Consider the following 23,181-nt stretch of genomic DNA (forward strand, 5'->3'; position numbering starts at 1 on the left):
GCATGACGCTGCGACAGCCACTGCCGGGAGCGTCGGACCGACCACACTCCGTTCGAGTGCGGATCGAACAGCTTGTGAGGGTTTCATGACGATCCTGAAGTTCGGCCCCGCCGCCGCATGGCCGCGCGACATCGTCCGCTCAAGCGCTCGCGCCCTCGTGCCGATGGCAGGACAGCAGGAGCACCGCGACGTGAAGGCCTGGGCCGCCTCGCTGCGCTCCGGAGGCCTGTCGCCCGGGAGCGTGCAGCGCACCGTGCACCTGCTCTCTGCGTCGCTCAACGCCGCCGTGGAGGCCGAGGTGCTGCCGGCCAATCCCGCCGCGCGCCTGCGCCTTCCGGCGCCCGCGCCGTCGGTCGAGCGCTACCTCACGCACGAGGAGCTCGGCTCGACGACGTCGTCGCGCACCTCGACGGCGTGTGGCGGCAGATGGCGATCCTGCTAGCCGGCACCGGCATGCGGTGGGGTGAGACCGCCGGGCTGCACCGGGGCCGCGTCGACGCCAAACGCGGCTTCATCGAGGTCGCCGAGGTCTCGTCCGACGCCGAGGGCGCGATGAAGCCGTTCCCGAAGGGCAAGTGCCCCCGGCAGGTCCCGATCGCTCCGTGGCTCGAGCTCGGCGCCCCGCGCCGCGGCGCGTGCACCCTCGGCGACGGGTACGACGTGTGCCGCGGTCCGCTCGTGCTCACGAGCGCATCCGGCACCGTGCTCGACCTCGACAACTTCCGGAAGCGGTGGACGGCCGCTTGCAGGGCCGCCGGCGTGGGGCGCGTGCGTGTGCACGACCTGCGGCACACCTACGCCTCGTGGCTGCTGCAGGCCGGGGTCCCGCTGGCCGAGGTCGGCCGGCTCCTGGGGCACCAGTCCCCGTCACCACCCAGCGGTACGCGCACCTCGCCGAGGTGCCGTCGACGGCCGTCCTGGCCGCGCTCGGGGACCGCGGGCGTGCAGCAAACGTGCAGCAGAGTGCTGCATCACAGGACACCACGACGCACCGCCGCGCTCATCTACGGATCGTCGGAAACGGCACTTGACCTGCACGAACACACCATCGGACATCACGACGCACCACAGGGCAACACCCCCTGTCGTGCTCTCATCATCCGTCGGTCGTGGGTTCAAGCCCCAACAGGCCCACCGTGACCGCATGCCCGCGCGACCGTCGCGCGGCGCGGAGCACCGGGACGCCCAGCGCCCAGGCCAGCAGGCCCAGCGCGGCGAACGCCGCGCCGAGGGCAGCCGTACCGGTCCAGCCCGCGACGGCGTGGGCCGCCGCGGTGGTGGTGGCGCCGAGTGCGGAGCCGAGCGAGTAGAAGACCATGTACGCGCCGACGACGGTCGCCGTCGCGTCGTCGCGGCCGTCGGTGAGGACGTGCTGGTTGCTGACGTGGACCACCTGGACCGCGAGGTCGAGCAGCACGACGCCGAGCGCGAGCAGGAGCAGCGAGCGCGGCAGCTCCGCGATGAGCACCCAGGAGGCGACCAGGAGCGCGAGGGCGACGCCCGTGGCGTGGTCGGCGCGCCCGCGGTCGGCCCAGCGGCCCGCGCGCGCCGCGCCGAGGGCACCCGCGAGACCAGCGACGCCGAACAGCCCGACGGCGGTCTCGCCGAGGTGCCAGGGCGCACCGGCGAGCGGGACGGCGAGCCCGCTCCAGAGCGTCCCGAACGACGCGAAGAGGAAGAACGCCACCGTGCCACGGCTGAGGAGGACCGGGTCGCGGAACGCGCCGGCCAGGCCGCGCAGCGCCGCGCCGTACCGCGGCGGGGGGTCTCGCGGGTCGGGCGGGAGCACGCGCGGCACCACCAGGGCCAGGACGAGGGACACGGCGGCGAGGACCACGTAGACGGCGCGCCAGCCCCACGCCTCGGCGACCAGGCCGGCGACCACGCGCGAGCCGAGGATCCCGACCACGACGCCGGACGTGACGGCGCCGATCGACCGCCCACGGTCGGTGGGCGAGGACACGCGAGCGACGTACGCGACGACGGTCTGGACCACGACGGCGAACAGGCCCGCGAGCGCGAGGCCCGCGAACGCCACCCACGCGGCCGGGGCGGCGGCGGCGAGGCCGAGCCCCGCGGCGAGCGCGAGCAGGTGCGCGGCGACGAGCCGCCGGCTGTCGAGCACGTCGCCGAGCGGGACGAGCAGGACGAGCCCGGCGAGGTAGCCGAGCTGCCCGGCCGCCACGACCCAGCCGACCTCGCCGGGGGCAAGCCCGAGGTCGTGACCCATCGGCGCGAGCACGGGCTGCCCGGCGTAGACCCCGGCGACCGCAACCCCGCAGGCCACCGCGAGCAGCGATCTCGTCCGTGCCGTCACCCTCGCACCTTCGGTAGCATTGTGAAACCAACGCACCGTAGGCCCGATCGGTTGCGGATCGCAACTTTGAAGGAGTGGTCATGCCCGCCCACGCTGCACCCCCCGTCTGGACGGACGCGACGTGCCCGGTGGCCCGCGCCGCCGACCTCGTCGGGGACCGCTGGAGCCTGCTGGTCGTCCGCGACGCGATGGACGGCGCACGGTCCTTCACGGAGCTCCAGCGCCGGACCGGCATCGCGCGCAACATCCTCAGCGACCGGCTCCGGCGGCTCTGCGCCTTCGGCGTCCTCGCGCAGGTCGACGCCCCCTCCGGCAGGCGTCAGGTGTACGAGCTCACGGTCGCCGGCAAGGACCTGTTCGGCGTCGTCGTCGCGCTCCGGCAGTGGGGCGAGCGGCACGCCTTCGCCGACGGGGAACCCCGCTCCACGCTGGTCGACGGCCACGGCGAGCCGGTGCCGCGGCTGATCCCGACCGACAGCCACGGGCAGGAGCTGACCTGCGACGACGCGCGCGTCGTGCACGTCCGGCCCCCCGCGTGACCACCGCGCCCGGACCTCCCGGCAGGTCTCGCCGCGCGCGCGGCACCACGCGCACCTAGCCTCTCGCCATGCGCGACGCCGGAGCCCCGTCCCGAGCGCTGCTGCGCGCGGTGCTGCTCGGCGCCGCGGTCGCGCTGCCCGTCGTCGCGCTGGCGGTCGTCGTGCGCGGCGGGTCCAACGACGTCGTGCGGTTCGACGAGTCGACGGTCGTCGCGGCCACGGACCTCACGCGCGCGTCGCCGTCGCTGCGCGCCGCGCTCGTGCTGTGGCAGGACGTCCTCGCACCGCGGTGGCTCAACCTCGTCGTCGTGCCGCTCGTGTGCGTGTGGGCGTGGCGGCGCCACGGTTTCGGCGCGCGCGCGGCGTGGGCCGGGGCCACGGTCGCCGCCGGGTGGGCGCTGCAGCTCGCCGCCAAGGGCCTCGTGCAACGCGCACGGCCCGTGATCGAGGACGCGGTCGCGCACGCGCCCGGGTCGAGCTTCCCGTCCGGCCACGCGGCCGGCACGACCATGGCGGCTCTCGCCCTCACCGTCCTGGCGTGGCCGGCGCTGCGGCGGCGCGGCCGCGTGACCGCCGTCGCGGTCACGACGCTCGCGATCGTCGGCGCGGCGGCGGACCGCGTCCTGCTGGGCGTGCACTACCCGTCCGACGTCGTCGCCGGGACGCTGCTGGGCGTCGCGGTCGTCGGCGCGTCGTACGTCGGGTTCCGCGGCCGCGGCACCCACGACCCGGACGCCGCACCGGTGTCCGCCGGCCGCCCGGAGGGCGCATGAGCAGGTTCTGGCACCGCTGGGAGACCGACACCCGCGCCCCGTCGGGCCGCGAGTGGCGGCGTGACGTGCTGCGGCGCGCGCTGCTGCCCACGGCCGTGCTGTGGTGCGTCGTGGTGGGGACCGGCTTCCTCCTCACCGGTCCGCTGCACGGGCTGCCCGCGGAGGCGGCCGTCAACCGGTGGTTCGTCGACGCGCGCACGCCCGCCCTCGACACCCTCACCACGTGGCTCTCCGCGATCGGCCAGACCGAACCGCTGATCGGCGCGTGCCTCGTCGGCATCGCGCTGACGTGGTGGCGCACGCGGCAGTGGTGGTACGCGACCGTGCTGGGGCTCGCGGTCGCGCTGCAGGCGGCGGTGTTCCTCAGCGCCGCGGCCGTGGTCGGCCGCGAGCGGCCCGACGTCGAGCACCTCGACCACGCGCCGCCGACGTCGAGCTTCCCGAGCGGGCACACCGGGGCCGCCGCCGCGTTCTACCTCACGCTCGCGCTCGTCGCGCAGCGCATCCGCCGCCCGGCGCTGCGGTGGACAGTCACGGTGCTGTGCGTGCTCGTGCCGTTCGCGGTCGGGACCGCGCGCGTCTACCGCGGCATGCACTCGGTGAGCGACGTGACCGTCGGGTTCCTCAACGGCGCGACCTGCGCCGTCATCGCGTGGGGCTACCTGCGGCGCTCGCCGCGGACGCCCGAGGAGGTCACGGACGCCCCCGGACCCGGCAGCAGCGTGCCGTCGCCCGCACCGGCCCGCTGAGCACCCCGGCACGTCGCGTGCCGGTGGCGCGGCACGCGCGGACTACCGTGGGGCCGTGGCCCTGTTCTCCCGACGCCGTCGCCTGCCCGACCCGCTGCGCCGCGCGCTCGACCTGCGCGCCGACGCGATCCTCGCGAGCGCACCCCTGACCGACGGACGCTGGGCGGTGACGGCGCGTCGCGCGCTGCACCTCGTGGGCGACGAGGGTGCGGTGCGCACGCCGTGGGCGGACGTCGACCGCGGGTCGCTCGACGCCGCGACGAGCACCCTCACGGTGCACTGGGTCAGCGGGGCGCGCACCGAGCTGCCGCTCGACCCCGAGACGGACGCGTGGGACTTCGCGCAGTCGTTCCGCGAGCGCGTGCAGCAGTCGGTGGTGCACGTCGAGCACGTCGAGGTCCCCGGCGCCCGCGGCCCCGTCCGCGTCGCGCTGCGGCGCGACGAGCACGGCGACCTGTTCACGCAGGTCATCGGCGACGGGACGGTCGACCTGGGCGACCCGGCGGTCGCACGGGTCGTCGCCGCGGCCGAGGCGCACGTGCGCGCCGAGGCGGGCCTCGCGCGCTGAGCCCGTGCGACGTGGCGCACGTCGCACCGACCGCGGGCGGGACGGTGTCCGAGGCACCCTCGCGGGCCTGCTAGGGTTTTCCCGCACGATCCCCCGTAGCTCAATTGGCAGAGCATTCGACTGTTAATCGAAGGGTTACTGGTTCGAGTCCAGTCGGGGGAGCATCCACGAGGCCTCCGGCCCGCGTCACCGCGGGTCGGGGGCCTTCGTTCTTCCCGAGCCGGGACGGCGCCGCGCCGGCGCGCGCAGCGGCAGCCGGTGCAGCACGACGTCCTCGACCGCGCCGTCGCGCAGCGTGAACGTCAGGTACGTGCACGCCGGCTGCCGGCGCCGGTCGGTGGGCGACCCGGGGTTGAGCAGGCGCGTCCCGCGCGGCGTCACGGAGTCCCACGGCACGTGGCTGTGCCCGAAGACGAGCAGGTCGAGGTCGGCGAACCGCTCGTCGCAACGGCGCTCGCGCCCGCCGGCCGCACCGGTCTCGTGGACGACCCCCACGCGGACGCCCGCGACGGTGGCCGTGGCGACCTCCGGGACGCGCGCGACGAGGCTGGCGGGGTCGTTGTTGCCGTGGCACGCGAGGAGCCGGGTCGCGCGGCGCTCGAACGCGTCGAGCAGGTCCTCGTCGACCCAGTCCCCCGCGTGCACCACGAGGTCCGCGTCGTCGACGGCGCGCCACACGGCAAGCGGCAGGTCGCGGGCCCGGGCCGGGACGTGCGTGTCCGCGACGGCCACGACCCGCACCGCGTCGGCGGCCGTCACCGCCGCCCACCGCGACGTCGCACGGGAGAGGCCGGGACGGCTGGGGCGACCGGGACGGCCGGGACGCGGGTGGTCATCCCCCGATGCTCGCGCGCCACGCCCGCCGTCGCACCCGCGCCACCCCACGGGCACGGGCACGGGCACGGGCACGGGCGCGGGCACGGGCACGGGCACGGGCACGGGCACGGGAGGACCCTCGCCGCGGCAGCACGCCGGGGCTACGGTGACCCCATGACCCGCCTGCTGCTGCGCGCCGTCGTGTTCCTGGGCTCGGCCGCGCTCGGACTGCTCGCGGCCGCGCTGCTGGTCGACGGCGTGCGCGTGACCGCGTCCGGGTTCGTCGTCACCGTGGTGGTGTTCGCGGTCGCGCAGTCGCTGCTGGCGCCGTTGGCCGTGCGCGCGACCACGCGGTACGCCCCCGCGCTGCTCGGCGGCGTCGGTGTCCTGTCGACGTTCGTCGCGCTGCTGCTCGCTCGGCTGCTCACGTCGGGGCTGCGCATCTCGGGGGTCGCGGCGTGGGTCCTCGCGACGCTCGTCGTGTGGGTCGTGACCGCGCTCGCGACGATCGTGCTGCCGCTCGTGCTGCGGCGCGAGGACCGGCCCGCGGACGGCCCTCCCGCCGCGACCGGACGACGGCGCGGCGGCCGCGCCTGACGCGACGCCGGCCCGTCCGCGCGACGGCGTGCGACCGGGCGGTCGCGGCACGCTCGAACACGCCCCTGACCTGCACGGACACCCGCGTCACCGACGGGGCTGGACGAACGTCCGCGCAGGCCTCACACTGACGACGTCCGTGCGCCGGACGCCGGGCTCCCGCCCCGTCGGCACGGGCCCTGCCGCGCCCCGCACCGCCGTTCCCCCTGCTTCTCCCCCGCTCCGCCCCGCGCGCCGTCGGACGCCCTCCGACGCCCGCCCGGGGACGTCGTGGACCCCGCACGCCCCACCCCGCTCGACCCCGCTCGTCTCCCCCGTCACCACCCGTCGTCCGGCCCGTCCTGGCCGGGGAAGGACCCGTCGTGCTGCGCTCCGTGGCCGCCCACCTCTCGCTCGACGTGCACGCACCGCTCGAGCTGCTGCTGTCCGTGGCCGTCGCGGAGGGGCCCTTCGACCGCACCGAGACGCTGCACGTGCGGTCCGACGACGCACCGCTCGACGTGCAGGAGATCAAGACGCCGCACGGCGGACGCGTGCACCGCGTGCTGGCGCCCGCCGGGCGCGTCGTCGTCGACTACCAGGCGACCGTCGTGGGGCGGTCCGTCACGACGCCCGTCGAGGACGTCGACCTGGTCGAGTACCGGCGCCCGAGCCGCTACGCCGAGTCCGACCGGCTGCTCGCGTTCGCGCGCGACCAGTTCCGCGGCCTGTCCGGCGCCGCGCTGCTCGACGCCGTGGTCGCGTGGGTGAACAACCACGTCACCTACCTGTCGGGGTCGAGCCTGCCGACCGACGGTGCGACCGACACGCTGCTCAAGCGTCGCGGCGTGTGCCGCGACTTCGCGCACCTCGTGGTCGCGCTGCTGCGCGCCTGCGACACGCCCGCGCGGCTCGCGGCCGTGTACGCGCCGGGCCTGCGGCCCATGGACTTCCACGCCGTCGCCGAGGCGTACGTCGAGGGCGCGTGGCACGTGGTCGACGCGACCCGGCTCGCGCCGCGCGGCTCGCTGCTGCGCATCGCGACCGGGCGCGACGCGACCGACACCGCGTTCCTGTCGTACTACGGCGGCAGCCTGCGGCTGCGTGCGCTCACGGTCACGGCCGTGAGCGACACGCGTGTCGAGGACGACGGCACGGGGCTCGTCACGCTGGGCTGAGCGCGGACGCCGCCGCGGGGGCGTCCGACGTGCGGGAGCCCCGGGTCAGGCGCTCTCGCGCAGCGACCGACGGCGCGCCTCGAGCTCGAGGAGCTCGCCGAGCAGCGCGCGCTGCTCCCCCGCGTCGGCCGCCGCGTCGAGCCGCTGCAGGCGGCCGCGCACGTCGGCGATCCGGCGCGTGTACCCGATGTCGACGAGCCGCATGACGACGCCGCGCACGTAGCCCGGCAACGACTCCGGGCGGTCCTCGGGCAGCGGGGCGACCGACATCTCGGTGAGCAGCGGGCGCACCGGCTCGGCGGCCTCCTCGAGCACCGCGCCGACCCACGCGGCCTCGCCGCCGCGTGCCACCAGGTCGGCGGCCGCGCTCACGCCGCCCGCCGCGCGGACGGCCTCGTGCACGGCGCGGTAGGCCGGTGCCGTGCACGCGTCGGGCGCGAGCGCGTCGAAGTCCGGCGGCACGAGCGTGGGGTGCTGCAGCACGACCTCGAGCGCCGTGCGCTCGACCTGCGCGACGGGGTCGCGGCGGTCGGGCGCGGTCATGCGCGCGACCGGCACGGGTGCGGGTGCCGCGTCGCCCGCGACCGGCCGCCGGGCGTCCCGCTCGGGCCCGGGCCGCGCACCCGGGCGTGCACCGCGCCGGGACGCGTCGGACACCGCACGCCGCACGGCCGCGACGTCGTCCATGCCCAGCCACCCGGCCAGCAGACGCTCGTACTCGGGCCGCAGCGCCGAGTCCCGGATGCCCGCGACCACGGGGGCCGCGGCACGCAGCGCCCCGACGCGCCCCTCGGCGGTCGTGAGGTCGTGCGCCGCGAGCGTCGAGCGGATGACGAACGCGAACAGCGGCTGCCGCGTGCTCACCAGCGCGCGCACCGCGTCCGGGCCGCGCGCCTGCCGCAGCTCGCACGGGTCCATGCCCGACGGCTCGACGGCCACGAACGTCTGCGCGCTGAACGCCTGGTCCTCGCCGAACGCGCGCAGCGCGGCCTTCTGACCGGCCGCGTCGCCGTCGAACGTGAACACGATCTCGCCGCCCACCGACGACCCGCCCGCGAGCTGCACGCCCCCGGCGCCGCCCGCGTCGCCCACGAGCCGCCGCACGATTCGCGAGTGGTCGGACCCGAACGCGGTGCCGCACGTCGCGACCGCGGTGGGCACGCCCGACAGGTGCATCGCCATGACGTCGGTGTAGCCCTCGACGACCACGACCTGCTTGGCCTTGGCGATCTCGCGCTTGGCCAGGTCGATGCCGTAGAGCACGTGCGACTTGCGGTAGAGCGGCGTCTCGGGGGTGTTGAGGTACTTCGGCCCGTTGTCCTCGTCGTACAGGCGCCGCGCGCCGAAGCCCACGGTGTCGCCGGTGACCTCGCGGATGGGCCACACCAGGCGCCCGCGGAACCGGTCGTACACGCCGCGCTGCCCCTGGCTCACGAGCCCGGACGCGGTGAGCTCGGCCTCGGTGAACCCGCGCCCGCGCAGGTGACGCAGCAGCGCGTCCCAGCCCTGCGGCGCGTACCCCACGCCGAACGTCTCGGCGGCCGTGCGGTCGAACCCGCGCTCCGACAGGAACGCGCGCGCGGCCGCGGCCTGCGGCGTCACGAGCTGCTCGCGGTAGAACTCCTCGGCGACGCGGTGCGCGTCGAGCAGCCGCCGACGACGACCGGGCTCCTCGCCGGGGCGCGTCGGGCCGCCGTCCTCGTAGCGCACCTGGAGGCCGACGCGCGACGCGAGGTACTCGACCGCGTCGGTGAACCCCAGCCCGTCGACGGCCTGGACGAACGCGATGACGTCGCCGCCCTCGCCGCACCCGAAGCAGTGGTAGCGCCCCACCTGGGGCCGCACGTGGAACGACGGCGTGCGCTCGTCGTGGAACGGGCACAGGCCCTTGAGGGAGCCGACGCCCGCGGGCCGCAGCGCGACGTGCGCGCCCACGACGTCCTCGATCCGGACGCGCTCGCGGACGGCCTCCACGTCCTCCCGCCGGATCCGTCCCGCCACGGGCGTGAGTCTAGGCGTCCGCGGGCGTGGTCGGATCGCGGCGACGGGCGGCCGGGTGTCGAATGTGGCGACCGTCGCTCGTCATGGCGGCGACCGGGCGGCACGCGCCCGCGGCACGAGGAGGACGACGTGGAGTACCTGCTGCTCATCTGCACCGACCCCGACGGCGAGGACGCCGCCCCCGGGGACCCGACCATCGAGGAGTGGGGCGCCGACGTCGACGCGCGCGGCGTGTGGCGGCACGGCGACCGGCTGCGCCCCGTGGAGGCCGCGACGACCGTGCGACGCCGCGGCGACCGCGTGGTGCTCACGGACGGCCCGTTCGCGGAGACCCGCGAGCAGATCGCGGGCTACGACGTGATCGACTGCGCGGACCTCGACGAGGCGCTCGCGGTCGCGGCGGCGCACCCGATGGCGCGCGCGGGACGCGTCGAGGTGCGCCCGGTGTGGCCGCTGGGCGCCGACGACTGAGCGCGCCGGACCGTCCGCCGCGGCGTCAGTGCCGCGGCGGACGGACCAGCCGGGAGTGCCACGCGACCGCCGACACGTCGGTGAGGGACGCGACCTGGTCGACGACGACGCGCAGGCGTGCGGCGTCGTCTCCGGCTGCGCGCCAGTCCGCCGCGAACGGCGCCTCGAGCGCGTCCGGGCCGCGGTCGGCCAGCACGGTCACCAGGTCGTGCAGCACGTCGCGCTGCCGCTGGTACAGCGGCTCGAGCTCGCGCGGCGCCATGACGTACGCGACCGCGAGGCCCTTGAGCACGAGGATCTCGGCGAGCGTCTCGTGCGGGACGACGAGCTCGGCGGCGTAGCGGGTCAGCGGGCCGTCGCCGTAGCGCGCGCGGGTCGCCTGCTGCGCGGCCTTCGCGAACCGTCCGATGAGCTGGCTGGTCGCGTCCTTGAGGACCGCGAGCGCGCGCCGCGACCCGTCGAAGCCCGGCTCCCAGAGCCGCGCCGCCACCAGGCGGTCCATCGCGGCCTCGAGCTCCGGCCCGGACACCTGCGCGCCGTACCAGGTGTCGACCGCGTCGAGCACGCGGGCACGCTCGTCGGGGCGCGTGAGCACGCCGAGGTCGACGCGGTCGCCGACGACCGCGTCCTCGACGTCGTGCACCGAGTACGAGATGTCGTCGGCGAGGTCCATGACCTGCGCCTCGAGGCACTTGCGCCCCTCGGGTGCGTCGGCCCGCAGCCACGCGAACACCGGCAGGTCGTCCTCGTAGACGCCGAACTTGTGCGTGGGACGCCCGCTCGCCGGGCTCACCGGGCCCTGCCCGTAGCGCCACGGGTACTTGACCGAGGCGTCGAGGCTCGCGCGCGTGAGGTTGAGGCCGACCGACGTGCCGTCGGGAGCGACGACCTTGGGCTCGAGGCGGGTCAGCAGGCGCAGGGTCTGGGCGTTGCCCTCGAAGCCGCCGATGCCGCGCGCGAGCTCGGCGAGCGCCCGCTCGCCGTTGTGGCCGAACGGCGGGTGGCCGAGGTCGTGCGCGAGGCACGCGGTGTCGACGACGTCGGGGTCGCACCCCAGCGCCTTGCCGATCTCGCGGCCGACCTGCGCGACCTCGAGCGTGTGCGTGAGGCGCGTGCGCACGAAGTCGTCCGTGGAGGGTCCGAGCACCTGGGTCTTGGCGCCGAGGCGGCGCAGCGCCGAGGAGTGCACGAGGCGCGCGCGGTCCCGCTCGAACGGCGTGCGCTCCCGCGACTTCTCCCCCTCGGCGAGCCAGCGGTCGCGGTCGGCGGCGCAGTAGCCGTCGAGGTCGCGGACGGTGGGGTCGAGGGCTGTCACGTGCCCAGGGTAGGCGTGGCGCCGCCGAGGACCGTCGCGAGGCCCGTCGCCGGCGCCGGTTCGGCCACGCCGCACGGCGTCCGCGTCGCCTCGTCGCCCCTGGCCGGGAGGGCGGGGGCGGGCTCAGCCCTTGACCGAGCCCGCCGTGAGCCCGCCCACGATGTACTTCTGCAGGAACAGGAAGAGCAGCAGCACCGGCAGCGCGGCGATCACCGCACCGGCCGCGAACAGCCCCCAGTTGGCCTCGAGCAGCGACGACACCCAGCCGTACAGCCCGACGGCCACGGTCCAGTTGCGCTCGGACTGCAGCACGAGCCGGGCGATGATGAACTCGCCGAACGTCGCGATGAACGACAGCAGCGCGACGACCGCGAGGATCGGCGTGACGAGCCGCAGGATGATCGTCCAGTAGGTCTGCGCGTGCGTCGCGCCGTCGATCTTCGCGGCCTCGTCGAGCTCGCGCGGGACGGTGTTGAAGAACCCGTACATGAGGAACGTGTTCACGCCGAGCGCGCCGCCCAGGTAGACGGCGATGAGCGCGAGCTTGCTGTTGAGGCCGAGCGACGGGACGACGTTGCCGAGGCCGATGAGCAGCAGGAAGATCGCGACGAACGCGAGCATCTGCGGGAACATCTGGATGATGAGCAGCGCCGTGAGGCCTGCGCGGCGCCCCGTGAACCGGAACCGCGAGAACGCGTAGGCGGCCGCGGCGCCCATGAGGACCGTGCCGACGCCGGTGGCGATCGCGATCTGCAGGGAGTTGCCGAGCCACGTCCAGAACATCGTGCCGCCGAGCGCCTCGTAGTTGGCGGGGCTGAGCGACGCGAACAGCCGGTTGGAGCCCGTGAGCGTGCCGCCGTCGGTGAGCGAGGCGGAGATGACGTAGACGATCGGGAACACCGCGTACACGACGGCGACGACGCCGACGAGGTGCCGCCACCCGAGCTCGGCGAACCAGCGGTGCGGACGCATCCGGGGGGCGGCGGCGCGGGCCGCGGCGGTGCGCGTGGGCGTGACGTGCGTCGTGGTCATCAGCTGATCTCCTCGAACTGCTTGGTGCGCTTGAAGGTGATCGCGGAGATCGTCGCGACGATGACGAAGATGACGATCGACAACGCGCTGGCCAGGCCGTAGTTCTTCGCGGCCGTGCCGTCGAGCCCGGAGACCGAGTAGACCATCGAGATGAGGATGTCGGTGTGGCCGAGCGGCACGGACGCGTCGGCGAACCGCGGCCCGCCGCCCGTGAGCATGTAGATGAGCGTGAAGTTGTTGAAGTTGAAGGCGAACGACGAGATGAGCAGCGGTGCGGTCGCGACCAGCAGCAGCGGCAGCGTGACCGAGCGCCACGTGCGCATCGCGCTCGCGCCGTCGACCTTGGCGGCCTCGAGCACGTCGGACGGCAGGGACTGCAGGGCCCCGGTGCAGATGAGGAACATGTACGGGAACCCGAGCCACAGGTTGACGCCGAGCACCGAGAGCTTGGCGAGCCACGGGTCGGTGAGCCACGGCACCGCGGCCCCGCCGAGCAGCACCTGGTTGACGAACCCGAAGGACCGGTTGAGCAGGCCGGACCACAGCAGCGCCGCGAGGAACCCCGGGATCGCGTACGGGAAGATCAGCAGCGTGCGGTAGATCTTGCGCCCGCGCAGCCGCGTGTCGTTGAAGGTGATCGCGAGGAACAGCCCCAGCAGGAACGTCGTGACGACGGACAGGATCGCGAACGCGAACGTCCACGCCAGGATGCGCAGGAACGGCCCCGCGTAGCGCTCGTCGCCGAACGCGGTGCGGAAGTTGTCGACGCCGACCATGACGCGCCAGCCGACGTTGAGCCGTTGCCCGTCGTCCGCCTGGAACCAGCCCTCGGACGTCGCGCGGTACACCGTGCCCGTGGCGACGTCGGTCATCGTGTCGGCCTCGGGGTCCCACGTGAGCGACGGCGTCGACACGAACCCGGTGCGCGCGTCCTGCGTGCGGATCGAGCCGTCGTTCGGGTCGTCGGAGACGGGCACGCGCAGCGCGGTGACCTCGGCCTGCCGCGCCAGGATCTCCTGGCGGCTCAGCACGGTCGCGTCGGGCACCTGCGTGACCCGGCCGTCCTCGACGGTCGCGCCGTCGGCCGCGGCGAGCGGCTGGTCGGCCGTGCCGACGAGCGCCTCGTCGTCCTCGACGACCGCGAAGCCCAGCTGGCCCCCGCGCTCGACGACGGTCAGCGGGTACGACGCGGAGCCCTCGACGCGGCGCTCGTTCTGGATGAGCAGCGCCTCGACGGCCTGCTCCTTGGTGGAGTTGTGGCCGTCGCCGTAGTTGGTGAACGCGACGAACCCCGTGTAGGCGACGACGTACACCTGGTAGACCAGCAGGAAGGCGAGCCCGGGCAGGATGTACTTCATCGGCAGCGAGCGCCGCGAGAAGTACACCCAGTCGGCGACCGCGACGAGCGCGACCATCGACACGAGGATGCCCATGCTGCCCTCGCGCCACGCCGCGAGGATCCCGAACACGCCGAGCGCGTTCACGACCGCCATGAGCGCGATCTTCACGAGCGTGCCGGGTCGGACGGGGCCGCGCCCGGGGCCGCGGCCCGCGCGGCGGTCGGTGGGGCCGGACGGACCCGGTGGTGTGACGGCGTCGCTCGTGCCGTCGACCGTGGGAGCCTGCGTGGACATCGCGCGCCTTCCGAGCGGTGGAGGTCGGCGCGTCGGTGCGCCGCAGAAGGTGGACCGGACCGCCCGGCCGCGCCGCGGGGGGATCCGCGGCGCGACCGGAGCGAGGGGGTCAGGAGCCGATGGCTCCCTGGATGTCGGCGATCATCTTGTCCCACGCCGCGACCGGGTCGGCCTGGCCGGAGATGATGTTCGCCTCGGTGACGCCCCAGAAGGCCCAGACGGAGCCCATCTCGGGGATCGAGGGCATCGGGACCGCGTCGGCGCCGACGGCCGCGAAGCCCGCGGTGATCGGGTCGGCGGACGCCTGCTCGGCGGCCGACTTGAGCGCCGGCGGGCGGTTGCCGGCCTCGTAGAGCGCGAGCTGCGCCTCGTCGGTCGCGATGTAGTTGACGAGGAAGTCGTTCGCCAGGAGCGCCTTGTCGCTCTGCGCCGAGACGTAGAACCCCTGGACGCCGACGAACGGCTGCGCGGCCTGCGGCCCGGCCGCGGGGACCGGGTCGATCGCGAGGTCGAGGTCCGCGAACTGCTCGAGCATCCACGGGCCGCCGACGATGAACGGCGACTCGCCGTTCTTGAACGCCTCGACCGCGATGTCGTACGTGATGTCGGTCGACAGCACGCCCGCCGCGCCCTGCGCCTGCAGCCACGTCGCGAACGCCTGCCCGGGCGCGCCGCCCATGGCGAGGTCGGCCGTGTACGAGCCGTCCGCGTTCTGCGCGAACACGGGTGCGCCGAACGACGTCTGCAGCGGGTAGTACGTGTACGGGTCGCCCTCGGTGCTCGTCTGGATGAGGAAGGGGTACTTGGTGCCGGCGGCCTGCCCGGCGGCCACGGCCTCGTCCCACGTGGCGGGCGCGGTCGGCGCCAGCGCGGTGTTCCGGATGAGGGCGATGTTCTCGATCGCGTAGGGCAGGCCGTACACCTGGCCGTCCTGCGTGAACGCCTGGATCGCGACGTCCTCGAAGTCGGCGGTCTTGTCGCCGAGCTCGATGGGGGCGACGACGCCGTTGGTGGTGAGCTCGCCCAGCCAGTCGTGCGCGCCGACGGTGATGTCGGGGCCCTCGCCGGTCGGGACCTGCGCGAGGAAGTCGGCGCGGATGTCCTCGAAGTTCTTGAGCACGAGCTCGACGTCGACGTCGTTCTCGTCCTCGAACGCCTTGGCGGCCTGCTCGACCGCGTCCTTGCGGGTCTCGTCGACCCAGACGACGAGGCCGTCGCCCGAGCCGCCGTCGGCCGTGCTGCCGGGCGTCGAGCCGCCCGAGGTGTCGTCGCTGGAACCGCCGCACGCCGTGAGCGTGAGTGCGAGGCCGAGCGCCACCGCTGCGGCCGGGATGCCTCGTCGCATCGTTCGTCTCCTGTAAGTCGTTCGACTCACCGACGCCGGTCGTGCCGCCGTCGGCCCATGACGTGAAGGTAGGTGCGTTGCACCCGTTGCTGCAAATCGTTACGGTAACTTTCAGGCAACGGTTTCACAGCGTGCTCCGCACGAGGAGCGGCACCAGGACGAGGAGGTCCGATGACCCCGACTACGCTGCCGTCTGTGCGCACACGACTGACCGACCTGGCCGAGCAGGCCGGGGTGAGCACCGCGACGGTGTCGCGCGTGCTCAACGGCAAGCCGGGCGTGTCCGCACAGGCGCGGCAGGCGGTGCTGACGGCGCTCGACATGCTCGGGTACGAGCGCCCCGAGAAGCTGCGGATGCGGTCCGCCGGGCTCGTCGGGCTCGTGGTCCCCGAGCTCACCAACCCGGTCTTCCCGGCGTTCGCGCAGATCATCGAGACCATGCTCAGCGACCGCGGCTACACGCCGCTGCTGTGCACGCAGTCCCCCGGCGGCACCACCGAGGACCAGTACGTCGAGCTGCTCATGGAGCACTCCGTCGACGGCATCGTCTTCGTGTCGGGCCTGCACGCCGACACCACGGCCAGCAAGGACCGGTACCACCGGCTGCGGGGCCGCGGCGTCCCGCTCGTGCTCGTCAACGGCTACGCCGAGGGCGTGGACGCCCCGGCCGTGTCGACCGACGACACCGCCGCGATGGACCAGGCGTTCCGCCACCTGTACTCCCTCGGCCACCGTGCGATCGGGCTCGCCGTCGGGCCCACGCGCTTCGTCCCCTCGCAGCGTAAGCGCGACGCGTTCGTCTCGCTCCTCGAGAAGCACCTCGGGACCGCCGACGCCGACGCGCACGTCGTCTCGACGCTGTTCACGGTCGAGGGCGGACAGGCCGCCGCGACCGAGCTGTTCGCGTCGGGACACACCGCGGTCGTCTGCGGCTCCGACCTCATGGCCCTCGGCGCCGTGCGCGCCGCCCGCCAGCTCGGCCTGCGCGTCCCCGAGGACGTGTCGGTCGTCGGGTTCGACGACTCGCCCCTCGTGGCGTTCACCGACCCGCCGCTGACGACCGTGCGCCAGCCCGTCGCCGCGATGGGCCACGCCGCGGTCTCGGCTCTCGTCGCCGAGATCACCGGCACGCGCGCCGCGCGCGCCGAGCTGCTGTTCCACCCCGAGCTCGTCGTGCGCGGCTCGACCGGCAGCGCACCCGCGGTGCCCGCGGACGCGCCCGTCGCCGCCGCGGTCCCCGCCGCGCGCTGACTGCGCGCGTCGTCCCCGCCCGACCCCCGGCGCCCCGCGCGCCCGGCGGCGCCCTCCGCGCCGTCCCCTGACCCCGCACCCTGCAGGAAGGCACCCCGTGACCCTCGCGTCCCCCTCGACCGAGCTCATCGCGCACCACCCCGACACCGGGACGCAGTGGTGGCGCACCGCCGTCATCTACCAGGTCTACCCGCGCTCGTTCGCGGACGCGTCGGGCGACGGCGTGGGTGACCTGCCCGGTGTCACGTCGCGTCTCGAGCACCTCGTCGACCTCGGCGTCGACGCGGTCTGGCTCTCGCCGTTCTACCGCTCGCCGCAGGCCGACGCCGGGTACGACGTCGCCGACTACCGCGACGTCGACCCGCTGTTCGGCACGCTCGCCGACGCCGACGCGCTCGTCGCGCGCGCGCACGAGCTCGGCCTGCGCGTCATCGTCGACCTCGTGCCGAACCACACGTCCGACGAGCACGTGTGGTTCCAGGCCGCGCTCGCCGCCGGACCGGGCTCGCGCGAGCGCGCCCGCTACCACTTCCGCGACGGCCGGGGCGAGCACGGCGAGCTGCCGCCCAACAACTGGGAGTCGATCTTCGGCGGCCCCGCGTGGACGCGCACGACGGACCCCGACGGCACGCCCGGCCAGTGGTACCTGCACCTGTTCGACAGCAAGCAGCCCGACCTCAACTGGGACGACACCGAGGTCCGCGAGGAGTTCGAGGACGTCCTGCGCTTCTGGCTCGACCGCGGCGTCGACGGGTTCCGTGTCGACGTCGCGCACGGCATGGTCAAGCAGCCGGGCCTGCCCGACTGGGACGGCCACGTCACGATGATCGAGGGCTCCGACGACGTCGACGGCGTCGACGCGGTCGACGGCTCGGGCAACCGCGGACCGATGTTCGACCAGGACGGCGTGCACGAGATCTACCGCGCGTGGCGTCGCGTGCTCGACACGTACGACGGCGACCGCGCCATGGTCACCGAGGCGTGGGTCGAGCCGCTGAGCCGCCTCGCGCGCTACGTGCGGCCCGACGAGGCGCACCAGTCCTTCAACTTCGCGTTCCTCGCGGCCGGCTGGCACGGCCCGTCGCTGCGCCGCGTCATCACGTCGTCGTACGCGGCCAACGACGCGGTCGGTGCACCGACCACGTGGGTGCTGTCGAACCACGACGTCGTGCGCCACGCGTCCCGCCTGGGGCTGCCGGACCCGACGCACCGCCCCAACGGCATCGGCCACGGCGACGAGCAGCCCGACGCCGCGCTCGGCCTGCGGCGCGCCCGCGCCGCGACGCTGCTCATGCTCGGCCTGCCCGGCTCGGCGTACGTCTACCAGGGCGAGGAGCTCGGGCTGCCCGAGCACACCGCGCTCGACGACGACCTGCGCCAGGACCCCGCGTTCTTCCGCACGGGCGGCGGCGAGCGCGGCCGCGACGGCTGCCGCGTGCCGCTGCCCTGGGAGGGCGACGCGCCCGGCCTGGGGTTCTCCCCCACCGGCGCCACGTGGCTGCCACAGCCCGCCGAGTGGGCCGAGCTCGCCGCCGACCGGCAGCGCCGCACCGACGGGTCGACGTACGAGCTGTACCGCTCGGCGCTGCGCACGCGCCGCACCGAGGACCTCGGCGCGGGCGGCCTGGAGTGGCTCGAGGGGCACGGCTCCGAGCACGTCCTGGCGTTCCGCAACCGCGACGTCGTGGTGGTCGCGAACCTCGACGACGAGGACGTCGCGCTGCCCGCGGACGCGCAGGTGCTGCTCGCGTCCGGCCCGCTCGACGGCGGCCTGCTCCCGCCCGGCACGACGGTCTGGCTGCGCGCGTCCTGACGCCGGCGCCACGCTCGACGACGGCCCGGTCGCCCCACGGCGGCCGGGCCGTCGGCGTCACGCCAGGGTCGCGGCGACCGCCTGCTCGACGACCGCGGGCAGGCCGCCGTCGTGCGCCCAGCCGCGCTGCTCGTCCGCACCCGTGCCGCGCTCCCACAGCCGGGCCAGCAGGTCCTGCACGGTCGTGAGGTCACCCGCGTCGACGAGCGCGGGTCGCACGTGGTCGAGCAGCGCGACGACCGCGTCACGCGCCGGCACCGGCGTCATCGACGGCGGCACCAGCAGGTCGCCCGCGAGACCCGAGCGCGCGGCCCGCCACGTCGCGGCCCGCAGCGGCTCGACCCGGTGCACGGCGGGGGGCACGCCGTCGGACGCCTCGCGCGCCGCCGTCTCGACCAGAGCGCGGCACAACGCGGCGACCAGCACCGCGTCGTCGGCGCGCAGGCACACGTCCGCGACGCGCAGCTCGACCGTCGGGTAGCGCTGCGACAGCCGGGCGTCGAAGTAGATCATGCCGGGGTCGAGCGCCACGCCGGAGGCCACCAGCCCGGCGACGGCCTCGTGGTACGCCGCGGCCGAGCCGAAGACCGCTGTCGGCCCGGCGGTCGGCCAGCGGTTCCACTGCTGCGCCCGGACCGACGCGTACCCCGAGTCCTCGCCGCGCCAGTACGGCGAGTTCGCGCTCAGCGCGAGCAGCGTCGGCAGCCACGGCCCGATGCGGTCCAGCACCGCGACGCCCTCGTCGTCGTCGGCGACCGCGACGTGCACGTGGCACCCGCTCGTGAGCTGCTCGCGGACCGTCAGCGCGTAGGCCTGCGCGATGGCCTCGTACCGCGCGCCGTGCGTCAGCGTCGTCGGGCCGGGCAGCGGCGACGTCGCGAGCGCGACGAGCCGCGCGTCGGCCGCGAGCGCGGCGTCGGACGCCCGGCGCCGGCCCGCCCGCACCTCGTCGGCCACGTCGGCCAGGTCGACGCGCGGCGGCGTCCCGGTCTCGAGCTGCTGCTCCTGCAGCTCGTGCTCGAGACCGCCGCCGGGCGTCGGGTCCTGCTCACCCCCCGAGCGCTCGAACGCGCGCACGGCCGCGTCGGCCACGCCCGTGGGCACGCCCTGCCCGTCGACCAGCAGGTACTCCTCCTCGACACCGATGCTCCGCACGCCGTGCAGTCTGCTGCCCCGCGGGCGGGTGCGCGCGCCGAGCCGCTGCGTAGGCTCTCCCGGTGCCCGCGACGACCGCCCCCGGACCGACCGACCCGGACGCGCACGCCGCGCGCGTTCGCACCGCCTACGACACGGTCGCGGACGCGTACGCGGCGCTCCTGCCGGGCACCGAGGCCGAGACGCCCCTCGACCTGGCGACCGTGGGGGCGTTCGCGGCGCTCGTCGGCGCGGCGGGCCCGGTCGCGGACGTGGGGTGCGGCGCGGGCCGCATGACCGCGCACCTCGCCGCGCTCGGGCTCGCGGCGCACGGCCTCGACCTGTCACGCGCGATGGTGGCCGCCGCGCGGCGGGCCCACCCGTCGCTGCCGTTCGCGGTCGGGTCGCTGGCCGCGCTGCCGTACGCCGACGTGTCGCAGACCGGCGTGCTGGCCTGGTACTCGCTGATCCACGTGCCGCCCGCGCAGCTGCCGGGCGTCGCCGCCGAGCTGCACCGCGTGCTCGCACCCGGCGGGCACCTGCTGGTCGGCGTCCAGGCGGGCGACGGACCGCGGCACCTGTCCCGCGCCTACGGGCACGACGTCGACCTGGACGCGTGGCTCTGGCAACCGGACGAGCTGGCCGGCGTGCTCACAGGCGCCGGGCTGGACGTGCGGGCGCGGGTCGTGCGCGAGCCCGAGGCGCACGAGCGGCACGCGCAGGCGTTCCTGCTCGCGCGCCGACCGGGCTGAGCGGCCGACGCGGCCCGCGGCACGGGGCCGGTGGTCGACGCCCGCGTCAGCCGCCCGAGACCGACAGCTCGGCCTCGTGCAGGTCGCGCCGGAACTCCTCCGACAGCTCGCGCGAGTCGAGCCACCCGTACGGCAGGATCGGACGCTTGGGCGACCCGGCGCGGCCGCGCGGGCCCTCGGCGGCCTCACCCGGGTACGGCTGGTCGAGGTCGAGCCCCGCGAGCCGGTCGTCGAGCTCGGCGAGCGACGACACGAGCCCGAGCTGGGCGCGCGTCTCGCCGCCCACCACGTAGCCCTTGAGGTACCAGGCCATGTGCTTGCGCATCTCGCGCAGCGCCTTGCCCTCGTCGCCGAAGGTGTCGACCATGAGCTCGGCGTGCCGACGGACGACCTGCGCGACCTCGCGCAGCCCGGGCCGCACGCGCACGTCGGACCCCGCGAACGCCGCCGCGAGGTCGGCGAACAGCCACGGTCGACCCTGGCAGCCGCGACCCACCACCACGCCGTCGCAGCGCGTGTGCGCGACCATCGCGAGCGCGTCCTCGGCCGACCAGATGTCGCCGTTGCCGAGCACCGGGATGTCGGTGACCGCCTCCTTGAGGGTGGCGATCGCGTCCCAGTCGGCCGTGCCCGAGTAGTAGTCGGCGGCGGTGCGCCCGTGCAGCGCGACGGCCGCGACGCCCGCGTCCTGCGCGACGAGCCCGGCCTCGACGTACGTGAGGTGGTCCTCGTCGATGCCCTTGCGCATCTTCACGGTCACTGGCACGCCGTGCGGGCGCGCCGCGTCGACGGCCGCGCGGACGATGGCCGCGAACAGGTCCCGCTTCCACGGGAGCACCGCGCCGCCGCCGCGGCGCGTCACCTTGGGCACGGGGCAGCCGAAGTTCAGGTCGACGTGGTCGGCGCGGTCCTCCTCGACCAGCAGCCGGACCGCCGCGCCGACCGTGGTCGGGTCGACGCCGTAGAGCTGCACCGAGCGCGGCACCTCGTCGGGCTCGAACGCGATGATCCGGAACGACTCGGGGCTGCGCTCGACGAGCGCGCGGCTCGTCAGCATCTCCGCGACGTACAGCCCGGCACCCGACTCGCGGCACAGCCGCCGGAACGCCGCGTTCGTGACGCCGGCCATCGGTGCGAGCACGACGGGCGTGTCGACCGTGATCGGCCCGATGCGCAGCGGCGGGAGCGCCGGGCTCGCACCGGTCACGGGCGTGGCGGGGACGGGGGTGGACGCGGGCACCCGCCCATTGTCCCCCACGGCCCCGCCGCGGCCCACGCCCGCACGCCGCAGCGGTTGTGACGGCCCGTACGGCGCGGCTAACGTCCCGGCGTGACCGACCTGCCCCCGCCCCCGCCCGGCGCGACGCGCATCGACTTCCGCGGGGGTGCGACGCCGCTGCTGACCGTGGGCGTCGCGCTGGCCGCGCTGCTCGCGGTGGGCTGCGGCGTCATGCTCGCCGGCCCGCTGACGTCGGAGAACGACGACCCGACCACGATCGCCGTGGCGCGGGTCGTGCTGATCTGCGGCGTGCTGCTGTTCGGTGCGGTGGCCCTGGGCGGGGTCGTGACGCTACGGAACCTGCGGCGCCCGGCCGGCCTGCTCGTCGACCACGACGGCCTGGACTGGTGGCAGGGCCACGACCGCGTACGGCTCGCGTCGTGGGACGAGGTCGGCGCGGTCGCGGTGTCCTACATGCGCAAGCCCGTCGCCCTGAGCGCGGGTGCCGCGATCGGCAACGCGCTGATCGGCATGCAGGGCTGGTCGCTCGAGATCTGGATGAGCGAGGCGACGCTCGGCGGCCGGTCGCGGCGGCTCCTGCACGTGCCGGCCGATCCCGCCCCCGTCGACGGGCTCCCGCCCGTGCGCTACCGGCTGTTCCTCGCACCGTCGCCCGACGTCGCGCGGGCGACCGCCGAGGCCGTCGCCGCGGCCGCACCGCAGCGCTGGATCGGCACCGTCGAGCGGCCGTGGAACCCGGTTCCCGGCAGCTGACGACGCCGTGGGGCATCCGCCCGCCGACCGGCGACGACACGCGGGTCCGCGCGCGGCGGCGCGCTCGTCAGCCGTCGGGCGCCCACCGCGCGAGCAGGTCGCGGAACCGGTCCGCGGCCTCGGCGCGGCGCGGCTCCTCGGGCGTGCCCCCCGCACCCCCGGCGAGCGCCGCCTCGGCGTCCGCGAACCGCGCCTCGACCCACGCGCGCAGCACGTCCGGCACGACGCCGTCGCCGAGCTCGCGCGTGACGGCCTTGGCCGCGACGAGGTCGTCGACGGCCGCGCGGACCTCGGCGGGCGGCGGCGCCTGGTCGAGCAGCTCGCCGAGGTTCATGGGTGGCGTGGGCGCGTCGCGCGCCGCGAGCCAGTGCAGGACGGCGGCGGGCCGGACCGCGTAGAACACCCGCTTGAGCGGCACGCGCGCGCCGTCGGCGGCGCCGCTGCGACGCCAGTGGTCCGTGCCGACGTTCAGGTGGTGACGCACCAGCCCGGCGCGGTCGCCGACCGCGTCGACGAGCGCCAGCAGCTCGTCGCGGAAGCCCGCCTCCCCGCCGTACACGAGCGGGGACCGCAGCCACTCGCCGACGGTGGCGTTGCCCTTGACCGCCAGCCGTACCGCCTTGAGCACGTCCCAGCCGCTGACGTCGAGGACCGCGTCGAGCGGCGTCTCGACCACGTCGCGCGCCGGCCACGGGTCCAGGTAGCGCGCGACCGGGCGGACGTACAGGAAGCGGCAGTCGTGGTCCGAGTCGGGCGACGGGAAGCCCCAGGCCCGGCTCCCGGACTCGACCGCCCAGGCGACGTGGACGCCCTCGGCCGCCGCGACGCCGGCCAGGCGCGCGTCGACCGCGGCCACGACCGCGGGGGCCAGGGACCCCGGCAGGTCGTGGCCGCGCGGCGCGACGCGCGGCGCGCCGGGCACGA

23 protein-coding genes and 1 tRNA gene are annotated in these 23,181 nt (G+C 75.4%); 14 read left to right on the top strand and 10 right to left on the bottom strand.

What is annotated here, in order from left to right:
- Positions 1 to 85 precede the first annotated feature (85 nt).
- Positions 86 to 442 (top strand): hypothetical protein, encoded by a 357-nt coding sequence (locus GY42_RS19340; RefSeq protein ID WP_160309397.1) that lies wholly within the window; start codon positions 86 to 88, stop codon positions 440 to 442.
- Positions 427 to 1,140, top strand: a complete 714-nt coding sequence (locus GY42_RS05915) for a tyrosine-type recombinase/integrase (protein ID WP_160309398.1) — start codon at positions 427 to 429, stop codon at positions 1,138 to 1,140. The genes GY42_RS19340 and GY42_RS05915 overlap by 16 nt, the downstream gene beginning before the upstream one ends.
- On the opposite strand, the gene GY42_RS05920 is transcribed toward GY42_RS05915, so the two are convergent.
- On the bottom strand, positions 1,097 to 2,317 hold the full coding sequence (locus tag GY42_RS05920; protein ID WP_152667224.1) for an MFS transporter: 1,221 nt from the start codon (positions 2,315 to 2,317) through the stop codon (positions 1,097 to 1,099). The genes GY42_RS05915 and GY42_RS05920 overlap by 44 nt on opposite strands.
- A gap of 80 nt (positions 2,318 to 2,397) precedes the next feature.
- Between GY42_RS05920 and GY42_RS05925 the strand changes: the two genes are divergently transcribed.
- The 5 genes from GY42_RS05925 to GY42_RS05945 all read left to right on the top strand — a co-directional run bounded on the left by GY42_RS05925 (position 2,398) and on the right by GY42_RS05945 (position 5,108).
- Entirely contained in the window at positions 2,398 to 2,856 is a 459-nt protein-coding gene (locus tag GY42_RS05925; RefSeq protein WP_046528630.1) for a winged helix-turn-helix transcriptional regulator, read from the top strand.
- Positions 2,857 to 2,924: 68 nt separating this feature from the next.
- Positions 2,925 to 3,629, top strand: a complete 705-nt coding sequence (locus GY42_RS05930) for a phosphatase PAP2 family protein (protein WP_046528631.1) — start codon at positions 2,925 to 2,927, stop codon at positions 3,627 to 3,629.
- Positions 3,626 to 4,378, top strand: a complete 753-nt coding sequence (locus GY42_RS05935; protein ID WP_082131369.1) for a phosphatase PAP2 family protein — start codon at positions 3,626 to 3,628, stop codon at positions 4,376 to 4,378. The genes GY42_RS05930 and GY42_RS05935 overlap by 4 nt, the downstream gene beginning before the upstream one ends.
- A gap of 55 nt (positions 4,379 to 4,433) precedes the next feature.
- Positions 4,434 to 4,946, top strand: coding sequence for a hypothetical protein (locus tag GY42_RS05940; RefSeq protein ID WP_052748230.1), 513 nt, complete (start codon positions 4,434 to 4,436; stop codon positions 4,944 to 4,946).
- Between the two features lie 89 nt (positions 4,947 to 5,035).
- Positions 5,036 to 5,108: transfer RNA gene (locus GY42_RS05945), tRNA-Asn, on the top strand.
- A 24-nt stretch (positions 5,109 to 5,132) separates the two neighbouring features.
- Here the strand turns inward: GY42_RS05945 and GY42_RS05950 are convergent.
- Complete coding sequence (locus GY42_RS05950; protein ID WP_201775256.1) at positions 5,133 to 5,705, bottom strand: metallophosphoesterase family protein; 573 nt, start codon at positions 5,703 to 5,705, stop codon at positions 5,133 to 5,135.
- 231 nt (positions 5,706 to 5,936) lie between these two features.
- Here GY42_RS05950 and GY42_RS05955 point away from each other — a divergent pair, with 231 nt between their 5' ends.
- Positions 5,937 to 6,359 carry a phage holin family protein gene (locus GY42_RS05955; RefSeq protein WP_046528632.1) on the top strand — a complete coding sequence of 141 codons (423 nt, stop codon included), beginning with the start codon at positions 5,937 to 5,939 and terminating at the stop codon, positions 6,357 to 6,359.
- Positions 6,360 to 6,721: 362 nt separating this feature from the next.
- A complete protein-coding gene (locus GY42_RS05960) occupies positions 6,722 to 7,516 on the top strand; it encodes a transglutaminase-like domain-containing protein (protein WP_046528633.1) in 795 nt (264 codons plus the stop codon).
- Positions 7,517 to 7,561: 45 nt separating this feature from the next.
- On the opposite strand, the gene dnaG is transcribed toward GY42_RS05960, so the two are convergent.
- Positions 7,562 to 9,517 (bottom strand): DNA primase, encoded by a 1,956-nt coding sequence (gene dnaG, locus GY42_RS05965; protein ID WP_046528634.1) that lies wholly within the window; start codon positions 9,515 to 9,517, stop codon positions 7,562 to 7,564.
- Between the two features lie 129 nt (positions 9,518 to 9,646).
- On the opposite strand from dnaG, the gene GY42_RS05970 reads away from it, so the two are divergent.
- Positions 9,647 to 9,988: a YciI family protein gene (locus GY42_RS05970; RefSeq protein WP_046528635.1), complete on the top strand. Its 342-nt coding sequence runs from the start codon at positions 9,647 to 9,649 to the stop codon at positions 9,986 to 9,988.
- Positions 9,989 to 10,013: 25 nt separating this feature from the next.
- Here the strand turns inward: GY42_RS05970 and GY42_RS05975 are convergent, their stop codons facing one another.
- The 4 genes from GY42_RS05975 to GY42_RS05990 form a co-directional block, all read right to left on the bottom strand.
- Positions 10,014 to 11,303: a deoxyguanosinetriphosphate triphosphohydrolase gene (locus GY42_RS05975; protein WP_046528636.1), complete on the bottom strand. Its 1,290-nt coding sequence runs from the start codon at positions 11,301 to 11,303 to the stop codon at positions 10,014 to 10,016.
- 123 nt (positions 11,304 to 11,426) lie between these two features.
- Complete coding sequence (locus tag GY42_RS05980; protein ID WP_046528637.1) at positions 11,427 to 12,335, bottom strand: sugar ABC transporter permease; 909 nt, start codon at positions 12,333 to 12,335, stop codon at positions 11,427 to 11,429.
- A complete protein-coding gene (locus GY42_RS05985; protein WP_046528638.1) occupies positions 12,335 to 13,969 on the bottom strand; it encodes an ABC transporter permease subunit in 1,635 nt (544 codons plus the stop codon). Before GY42_RS05985 ends, GY42_RS05980 begins: the two co-directional genes overlap by 1 nt.
- Positions 13,970 to 14,078: 109 nt before the next feature.
- Positions 14,079 to 15,314, bottom strand: a complete 1,236-nt coding sequence (locus tag GY42_RS05990; protein ID WP_046528639.1) for a sugar ABC transporter substrate-binding protein — start codon at positions 15,312 to 15,314, stop codon at positions 14,079 to 14,081.
- A gap of 171 nt (positions 15,315 to 15,485) precedes the next feature.
- On the opposite strand from GY42_RS05990, the gene GY42_RS05995 reads away from it, so the two are divergent.
- Both GY42_RS05995 and GY42_RS06000 read left to right on the top strand, forming a co-directional pair.
- Positions 15,486 to 16,565: a LacI family DNA-binding transcriptional regulator gene (locus GY42_RS05995; RefSeq protein WP_046528640.1), complete on the top strand. Its 1,080-nt coding sequence runs from the start codon at positions 15,486 to 15,488 to the stop codon at positions 16,563 to 16,565.
- A 97-nt stretch (positions 16,566 to 16,662) separates the two neighbouring features.
- Positions 16,663 to 18,378 carry a glycoside hydrolase family 13 protein gene (locus GY42_RS06000; RefSeq protein ID WP_046528641.1) on the top strand — a complete coding sequence of 572 codons (1,716 nt, stop codon included), beginning with the start codon at positions 16,663 to 16,665 and terminating at the stop codon, positions 18,376 to 18,378.
- A gap of 57 nt (positions 18,379 to 18,435) precedes the next feature.
- On the opposite strand, the gene GY42_RS06005 is transcribed toward GY42_RS06000, so the two are convergent.
- Positions 18,436 to 19,533 carry a carboxylate-amine ligase gene (locus tag GY42_RS06005; RefSeq protein WP_046528642.1) on the bottom strand — a complete coding sequence of 366 codons (1,098 nt, stop codon included), beginning with the start codon at positions 19,531 to 19,533 and terminating at the stop codon, positions 18,436 to 18,438.
- A gap of 62 nt (positions 19,534 to 19,595) precedes the next feature.
- On the opposite strand from GY42_RS06005, the gene GY42_RS06010 reads away from it, so the two are divergent.
- Positions 19,596 to 20,264, top strand: coding sequence for a class I SAM-dependent methyltransferase (locus GY42_RS06010; RefSeq protein WP_046528643.1), 669 nt, complete (start codon positions 19,596 to 19,598; stop codon positions 20,262 to 20,264).
- Between the two features lie 46 nt (positions 20,265 to 20,310).
- On the opposite strand, the gene dusB is transcribed toward GY42_RS06010, so the two are convergent.
- Positions 20,311 to 21,504 (bottom strand): tRNA dihydrouridine synthase DusB, encoded by a 1,194-nt coding sequence (dusB, locus tag GY42_RS06015; RefSeq protein ID WP_046528644.1) that lies wholly within the window; start codon positions 21,502 to 21,504, stop codon positions 20,311 to 20,313.
- 90 nt (positions 21,505 to 21,594) lie between these two features.
- Between dusB and GY42_RS06020 the strand changes: the two genes are divergently transcribed.
- The gene (locus GY42_RS06020) at positions 21,595 to 22,257 is read left to right on the top strand and encodes a hypothetical protein (protein ID WP_046528645.1); all 663 of its coding nucleotides are present in this window, start codon (positions 21,595 to 21,597) and stop codon (positions 22,255 to 22,257) included.
- A 67-nt stretch (positions 22,258 to 22,324) separates the two neighbouring features.
- Here GY42_RS06020 and GY42_RS06025 read toward each other — a convergent pair whose 3' ends face one another.
- On the bottom strand, positions 22,325 to 23,179 hold the full coding sequence (locus GY42_RS06025; RefSeq protein WP_236686723.1) for a nucleotidyltransferase domain-containing protein: 855 nt from the start codon (positions 23,177 to 23,179) through the stop codon (positions 22,325 to 22,327).
- Positions 23,180 to 23,181 lie beyond the last annotated feature (2 nt).

Origin of the sequence: Cellulomonas sp. FA1 (assembly GCF_000986825.1) — a bacterium.
In the GTDB taxonomy this organism is placed as follows: domain Bacteria; phylum Actinomycetota; class Actinomycetes; order Actinomycetales; family Cellulomonadaceae; genus Cellulomonas; species Cellulomonas iranensis.